The 7,199-nt window shown below is 59.7% G+C and carries 11 protein-coding genes; all 11 read left to right on the forward strand.

The annotated features are described in order from the left end of the window. Nucleotides 1–197: hypothetical protein (locus tag LXM94_RS24990; RefSeq protein ID WP_235774482.1), on the forward strand; the 197-nt coding region annotated here is incomplete at its 5' end. A 440-nt stretch (nt 198–637) separates the two neighbouring features. Beyond that, the gene (locus LXM94_RS24995) at nt 638–1,036 is read left to right on the forward strand and encodes an ArdC-like ssDNA-binding domain-containing protein (RefSeq protein WP_235774484.1); all 399 of its coding nucleotides are present in this window, start codon (nt 638–640) and stop codon (nt 1,034–1,036) included. Between the two features lie 14 nt (nt 1,037–1,050). Further along, entirely contained in the window at nt 1,051–1,854 is an 804-nt protein-coding gene (locus tag LXM94_RS25000; RefSeq protein ID WP_235774486.1) for a DUF3560 domain-containing protein, read from the forward strand. A gap of 88 nt (nt 1,855–1,942) precedes the next feature. Next, nucleotides 1,943–2,122, forward strand: coding sequence for a hypothetical protein (locus LXM94_RS25005; RefSeq protein WP_235774488.1), 180 nt, complete (start codon nt 1,943–1,945; stop codon nt 2,120–2,122). 3 nt (nt 2,123–2,125) lie between these two features. Beyond that, on the forward strand, nt 2,126–2,524 hold the full coding sequence (locus LXM94_RS25010; RefSeq protein ID WP_235774490.1) for a hypothetical protein: 399 nt from the start codon (nt 2,126–2,128) through the stop codon (nt 2,522–2,524). 6 nt (nt 2,525–2,530) lie between these two features. Next, nucleotides 2,531–2,809, forward strand: a complete 279-nt coding sequence (locus tag LXM94_RS25015) for a hypothetical protein (RefSeq protein ID WP_235774491.1) — start codon at nt 2,531–2,533, stop codon at nt 2,807–2,809. Nucleotides 2,810–3,839: 1,030 nt separating this feature from the next. After that, the gene (locus LXM94_RS25020) at nt 3,840–4,199 is read left to right on the forward strand and encodes a single-stranded DNA-binding protein (protein WP_235774493.1); all 360 of its coding nucleotides are present in this window, start codon (nt 3,840–3,842) and stop codon (nt 4,197–4,199) included. An 81-nt stretch (nt 4,200–4,280) separates the two neighbouring features. Next, the gene (locus LXM94_RS25025; RefSeq protein WP_235774495.1) at nt 4,281–4,598 is read left to right on the forward strand and encodes a hypothetical protein; all 318 of its coding nucleotides are present in this window, start codon (nt 4,281–4,283) and stop codon (nt 4,596–4,598) included. Further along, a complete protein-coding gene (locus LXM94_RS25030) occupies nt 4,595–5,383 on the forward strand; it encodes a ParA family protein (RefSeq protein ID WP_235774497.1) in 789 nt (262 codons plus the stop codon). The genes LXM94_RS25025 and LXM94_RS25030 overlap by 4 nt, the downstream gene beginning before the upstream one ends. Next, nucleotides 5,383–6,495 carry a ParB/RepB/Spo0J family partition protein gene (locus LXM94_RS25035; protein ID WP_235774499.1) on the forward strand — a complete coding sequence of 371 codons (1,113 nt, stop codon included), beginning with the start codon at nt 5,383–5,385 and terminating at the stop codon, nt 6,493–6,495. The genes LXM94_RS25030 and LXM94_RS25035 overlap by 1 nt, the downstream gene beginning before the upstream one ends. After that, nucleotides 6,492–6,986, forward strand: a complete 495-nt coding sequence (locus tag LXM94_RS25040; protein WP_235774501.1) for a DUF192 domain-containing protein — start codon at nt 6,492–6,494, stop codon at nt 6,984–6,986. The genes LXM94_RS25035 and LXM94_RS25040 overlap by 4 nt, the downstream gene beginning before the upstream one ends. Nucleotides 6,987–7,199: the final 213 nt, after the last annotated feature.

The following is a 7,199-nucleotide window of genomic DNA, read 5'->3' on the forward strand; positions in this document are numbered from 1 at the left end:
CGGCGAGTTCTGTCACCAATCATCGCGCTGCGTGCGCTGATTCTGTCTTGCGCTGGCGACTGGCCGTCCGCCTGGCCAGCTCGCGTTTGTCACCAAAAGGGCCGGCGCTGGTGATGGTGACGAACCTTGGCCAGCGATCGCGCTGCGGTGTCACCAAGACAGAATCAGCGCATGCGGCAACGCAGATTTCGCGCTAACGCGCAAGACAGTTTCAGCGTGACCGCTGCACGCGGCTCGCCGCCTGACTGGCGACGCATCGTCGTCCTGCAGAACGACCACCCTTCGCCAACACTGCGCGCAGGCCTTCGGCCCGCCCCAGGTGCGCCAAAGGCGCAACACCGTGCAGCGCTTCCGCTGCCCTATTCGGTTCCCATGCCATCCCCCGAGCGATTTCGTTTGAACAGCTCGATGCTCCGCTGCGCTCCTTTCGCCTGCCCTAAACGGTAGCCCAACCCGGTCAACGAACAAGGGCCCGCTTCGCTGACACCCTCACCCGGTCACGGCCTACGGCCGCGCTGCGGCTTCCGGTGTCGCCCTTGCACGTCGCCTTTCGGGCCGGGCCACCTACGGGCAATCACGGCGAAAGGCACTCAGCGAAGCAATGTTCAACCACTCAATCAACAGCTCGGAGAACGACATGATGAACCACCATCCGAAAAGCCAAAAACAAAAGCCGGCTCAAGCATCTAGCAAAGCAATGTGGGGAGAAGCGAGAAGCGAACGGCAAGCCGAGCTGCAAGCGCAGGCACTGAAGAACGCAACCAGCGGCGCGAGCGTGGCGAACTATCAAGCCATCTTCGATGGGTTTGCAGCGATGGGTATCGACCCCGACGACGTGATGCCTCGCGAGAACGTCTTCACCTTCAATGCATGGAAGGCGCTCGGGCGCGTGGTCAAGCGCGGACAGCATGGCGTGCGCATCGTGACGGTTATTCCCTGCACCAAGAAGGACCCGGAGACGGGCGAGGAAACCCCTGTTCGCAAGCCCAAGACGACAACCGTTTTTCACGTTTCCCAAACCGAAGCCATCAACTGAAAGGAACTGATCTAATGAACAAGTACGAAGCCAAGTTAGAAGCCCGTCGCACTCGCATGGAAGCCCGGGCCAAGCAGGCCAGCAGTGAGGCCCAGGCGACCTATCACAAGGCCCACAAGATGGCAGAGGCGATCCCGTTCGGTCAGCCGATTCTGGTCGGCCACCACAGCGAGAAGCGCGACAGAAACTATAGGGACCGGATTCATAACACGTTCGGGAAGGCGTTCGACTTGCACAACAAGGCGAAGCACTACGCGGGCAAGGCGGCAGCGGTCGGGACCGGTGGCATTTCCAGCGACGACCCCGACGCTATCGACAAATTGCGGGCCGAGTTGGCGAAGATGGAGGCCGCACAAGAGCAGATGAAGGCCGCGAACAAGGCGATCCGGACTAACAAGACGCCGGAAGCTCAGACCGTGGCGCTGGTCGCCCTGGGGTTCAAAGAAGCGTCAGCGGTCAAGCTGCTGGAAAAGGACTTCGCGGGCCGGGTCGGCTTTCCCAACTACGCATTGACGAACAACAACGCCAACATGCGCCGGATCAAGTTGCGCATCGCCGAGCTGGAGAAGCGCGGCAAGCGGGAGGACGTGGAGCGCAGCGGCAGCGGCTTCACGTATCGGGAAGACGTGGAGGAAAACCGCGTGATGTTCGTCTTCGAAGGCAAGCCGGACGAGCGGACACGCAAGATTTTGAAGGCCCACGCCTTCAAATGGTCGCCCAGCCGCAGCGCATGGGTTCGCCAGCTTAACAACGCTGGAATATGGGCAGCAAAGCAGGTAGCCGATGCCCTGAATTCCGCTGCTGTTGGTGATCAGTAGTCGCCAATATGGTATATTTTGGCGTGTTCAATACGCCCAATTGGCAGGCCGTCTCGATGGCCTGCCTCCCCCCTTGGAGGGTCTAAAGATGGACTTTATCGATGATCTGATCGTCAAGACTGGCAAGGCCGTTTTTCATGGCGTGTTCGCTGTGGTGACTGGCTTTGTCCGCCTGCAATTCGTTGTTGGTGCCCTACTCGTGATGTCGGTCGGTGTGTTCGGCGTCTTTTCCCTCGCTCGCGCGATAGCCTCACTTTTCGGAGCGTAATGCATGAAGAAGACCAAGAAGACGACCGCAGCACTAACGGCGCTCGCTAGCGAGTTTCCGGCGCTCATCAATCGCCTGGACAAGGAGATTGACGGCATTGTCGGCCGCATGGACCTTCTGAAGAAAGGCGGACTTATTTACGCTTCACCGCACTGGCGCAAGGACAGCTCGGGTGCGGAGAAATATTTCTATCTTCTGTATCCCCAACAGGCCGGCGAGAAGCGCCGCCGCGAGTATGTCGGTTGCGACCTCGAGAAGATCGAGGAAGCCCGCGCCGCCATCGAGCGCGGGAAGGAATTTGATGAACTTAACAAGCAGCTTTCTGCGCTGAAATCGCGCATCGAGCAGGTCCACGAAGCAATGGGCAATGCCAAGCGCTACCTCACCGGCAGTTGGTGGTGACCACTCATGACGGACCATGACGCCGAATTCATCACCGCCGCACTTAATGCCGCACTTGTTGCACTGGACCGCGTATCGCGCGATCTGACCTATAGCCCCGACGATCTCATTGCCGCCGCCATGGCGCTCGACATTCTTGCCATGAAGGGCGACATCCTGCGCCGTATCGCTACCGAGAGCGCCTTTGCGGGGTCATTGATAGGGCAACAAGTCGCCTCACAGACCGCGCGCATGCTGCGCAATGTGCGGCCAGACGCCTTTACAGAGCCGCCGACGGTCCATTGATGCGACTTGTTGGCGGAAGCAACGAACCCGGCCCATACCGGGGTTGTTATTGGCGACAAACCGCAGCGGGCCAGGTCGCGCGCGCGTCACCATTCTGAGGGGAGCGGCAGCTTGTGGATAAGTGCCTTCGCAGAGCGGTTATCCACGCTGAAATTGTCTTGCGCGTAAATCACTGTTTTTTAAGTGCAATTCCCTGTTACCCACAGAACGACGCGCTGAATCTATCTTGATGCCTCGCGCTGAAATTGTCTTATGCACAAGCAGGCGAACGTGACACAAGCCAATGATTTACAAGCAAAAAATATCGGTTGGCGGCGGCTCCCCCTGTAATTCTCTTTAGATATACCTATATAAAAACCTATAAAGCGGCGCATTTCGGTGCATAACTGCCGCCGCCTTCGCACTCAGCAACCGCGCAAAAAAGCGCCTGCCCTCCGCGCCTTCGGCGCTCCGCCCCGCCGCCTTCGGCGACGGCCTGTCGGCGGCAAGCCGCCTCCTAAAATGCGTGCCCTACGGGCACTGGTTTATTTGATTGCTCCCCATTCGGAAAGATCCGCGCAAGCTGAAGGAAGAGCAGTCGCGGGGCGCTGCGCGCCCCCTGTCCTCCCTCCGCTTCGCTCCGGTCGCGACTTCGACCCCCCAGGGGCGGGGCTGCGCCCCTCCCCCACCGCCTTCGGCGGCGGCTCCCCCTCCCCCAGGTTTGGCAGGGAGAAAGGAAAGGGCGGAAGGGCCGAGCGAAAACACGCGCCGGGGAGCGCACAGCAGCCCGTGTAGGCAATTTCTCGGCTAAATCGAGGTGTGGTAGCCCTTTGGCCGTTCGCCGCTTGTGGAGCGTTCTGGAGGCCTTCGCGGCGATTGAGTGTTTTCCTCGCCGGGCGGGTTTTCTCCGGCGGCGTCTATCGTTCGCATGAATCGCCGATAAATAGCGGCGTTCCGGCCAGAAATTTGTTTTCCTTTTGTTGTTGTATTTGTTGTCGTTCTGTTATACTTCAGTTGCGGCCACTTTGCGCCGTATCACTTGGAGAATCGCATGCAGACCAACGTTTTCGTCGGCAACCTCGCCAAAGCCCCAACCTTGTCCGGCCAGGGCGACAAGGCGGTTGCCCGGTTCACTCTGATTTCAAACGAATATGCGGGCAAGGACCGCGAAACCGGCGAGGTCCGCGAGCGCTCCGTTGCCCTGCCCTTCACTGCGTTCCGTGGCAAGGCCGATGCCCTTGCCCGCAATGCCGCCAAGGGTGACCAGATCATCGTCCAGTATCGGATCGAGAACAACGAATACGAGAAGAACGGCGAAACGGTCTACACCTTCAATTTTCTGGTCGAAGATTTCAAATTCGGCGCACCCGGCAAGGAAAAGCGCGACCAGTTCAGCAGGGGCAACGAGTGAGCTATGGCGGTTCCTACCCCAAGGATGGACGCTACGCAGTTTGACCGCGTGGCGTCTACATGCCGATGGTCCGAGCGGTCCTTGGGCGTAGCTCGCGCGTTATTGGTTGAAGGTGCGCCGATTGCCGAAACGGCATCGGCGCATTCTATGACGACAAAGCAAGCACGCGTGCTGCAAAGTCGATTCATCGAGAAGGCGGAGCAATATCGCCTTCGCACCTTCATGCAGCGCGAGCCGCCAAAGCTCTCAGCGTCGGCACTCGAACCGTTCTCCGGCGAAGTTCGCACCCTACGGGACAAGGGTTATACGGTCGTTCAGATCGTCGCGTATTTCAAGCAGAACGGCGTTACCACTTCACCGACTACGGTGCGGAAATTTTTAAGGAGCATTCGGGCATGAAAACCGTCGTTCTCGCAAACCAGAAAGGTGGCGTCGGCAAATCCGCCGTCGGCTGCCAGATGGCCTATTACTTTGCACTTACCCGCGAAAAGCGCGTGCTTGTGCTCGATTTTGACCACCAGCGCAACACGTCCAAGGCACTGCGCACTGGAGGAATTGCCACTGTATCCGCAGTCACGAGTAGCCAGATTTTGTTATCCAAACTGCCCACGGTCGAGGCCGCCGATTTTGTCGTAATCCCAGGTGATGGCGAACTCATCAAGATGGAGAAGAAAGCGGCCGAACACAACGCGTTCGCTTCGCGCCTGCTTGCGTTCTTGCAGTCCGTTGATGACCAGTTCGATATCTGCATCATTGACACAAACCCGAACCCGGACATTCGGCAGCTCGCTTCGCTTGTGGTGGCTGATTTCGTGCTGTCGCCGCTTCAGCTCAATCAGGAAGCCATTGACGGTATCGGCGATCTGTTGAACCACGAAAACATTGGCATTCGCAAGATTCAGGCGACCATCAACAAGAAGTTGGTTTTGCTCGGCATCCTGCCAAATCTGGTCGAACCGACGCCGTTTCAGCGAGACAACTTCCGGGATCTATCGAAGGCCTTTCCGAAGCTGCTAATCCCGATGTCCCCCGGCTTTGCCGCTATCAAGAAGACAACTGCAATCCCGGAAGCGCAGGCTGCCGGCTTGCCGGTCTGGAAGCTGGGCAAGACCAGTGCCCGCGACGCCTGGGCGCACATCAAGCCCGTATTTGACAAGATTGCCGACACTATGGAGGTGAAGTAATGGCTCTTGACCTTTCCGCACTGGAAGAAGCGCCCTCCCCTGCTGTTTCCGAGGCGACCGGCGAGCCGCTGAAGCTAAAGCTGGCGGACATCGACCCCGACCCGAACCAGCCGCGCAAAACGTTCACGCCCGAGAAGATGGCGGAAATGGTCGCGTCCATCAAAGAGCATGGCGTGATTCAGCCGATTTCAGTGCGCCCCAACCCGGACAAGCCGGGCCGGTGGCTACTGAACTTCGGCGAGCGCCGCTATCGCGGCTCACTAGAACTTGGCCTGGACGATATCCCGGCCGTTGTCGGCGAATGCGGCGATTACGGCCAGGTCATCGAGAACTTGCAGCGTGAAGACCTCAAGGCGATGGAACTTGCGCAGTTCATCCATCGGAAGATGCAGGAGGGCGACAAGAAGGCGGTCATTGCGCGCAGGCTCGGCGTCGATGCGTCTGTCGTGACCAACCACCTAGCGCTGATCGCTGCGCCGGGTTGCATTGAGGCGGTTTATACGAGTGGCCGGTGCACGTCGGCGAAGACGCTCTACGACCTTCGCAGCCTGCATGCGAAATTCCCGGAGCAAGTCGAGGCATGGTGTGAGACTGCCGAGGACATCACCCGCACGACAGTTTCAGCGCTCGCAGATGAGTTGAAAGGCAAGACGAAGCCAGCGGCGGCAAAGCCCAACGGCGCGGGCGAGTCGTCGGAGAATTCCAACGCCAGCGGGGAAAACCTTGGACGCGTCCAAGGTTCGGCAGGAGAGAGTGGAGCCGGAGACGGGCAGGGCGACTCACAAAAGCCCGCCAATGCCGGGAGAAAGGCGAACGGGGATGGCCGTTCTACGGAAAGCGATGCGGGCGCACGGTCAGCCAATGGCGCCGATGAGGAACGCGACCTTGGCGAGCTGACCAGTTGGCCGCGTGGCAAGGCCGTTTCCGACCCGGACTTGATGAAGAAGCCGCTGCTGCTGGTCGAGTTTGAAGGCCGTTCCGCTGCCGTCTTGCTCAACCGAAAGCCAACCACGCCCGGACTAATCCGTATCCGGTACGAGGATGGCGGCGGCGATGGTGAAGTCGCCGCAAGCGATTGCAAGATCAATTTGCTGACTGAGGCCGAACGATGAGAGCGAAGGCGGCGCGTTTCCGCTATGCGGTTGGCGTCGCCTCGCTAGGCTTGTCCCTGTTGACCGGCGTTGCCTATGTCACGGGGACAATGCCCGCGCGTGCCAGCTCGATTAATGAGGCGTGCGATCTGCATTTCAGTAACGGCGTTGCCTTTCGCGGCATACCCGTAGCCCGAACAACGGCGCAGCAGGCGAGGGGGCTTTCGCATCGGGACGATGCTGGCCCTGGCATGCTGTTTTCATGGCCGACGTCCGAACCCCGCATATTCTGGATGCGGGACACGCGCATGCCCCTGTCGATAGCCTTCTTCGCCGAGGACGGCGAGCTATTCGCTATCGAGGACATGCAGCCGAACACCGACACCTATCACTATTCGCTATCCCCTGCGCTCGATGCCCTGGAATTGCCGCAAGGGCAATTCGCTCGGCACGGTTTGCCAGTTGGCTCCCGCCTTCTGAGGCGCGAGTGTTACCCCACTGATAGCGAGTAAGGGCCGGGAAGCGGGGTCAAGGGCGACACCGGAAGCCGCAGCGCGGCCGTAGGCCGTGACCGGGTGAGGGTGTCAGCGGAGCGGGCCCTTGATGCCGCTGAAGGCCTGTAGACCCTTTGGGCGGGGATGCAGGGAAGTTTTACCCCCTGCATCCCTGCCACCCGGCGAGGGGCGGAGAGTCCAGAGGGGCAGCGCCCCTTTGGGCAAGCCCGT

The sequence above is a fragment of the Rhizobium alarense genome (assembly GCF_021555155.1).
In the GTDB taxonomy this organism is placed as follows: domain Bacteria; phylum Pseudomonadota; class Alphaproteobacteria; order Rhizobiales; family Rhizobiaceae; genus Rhizobium_D; species Rhizobium_D alarense.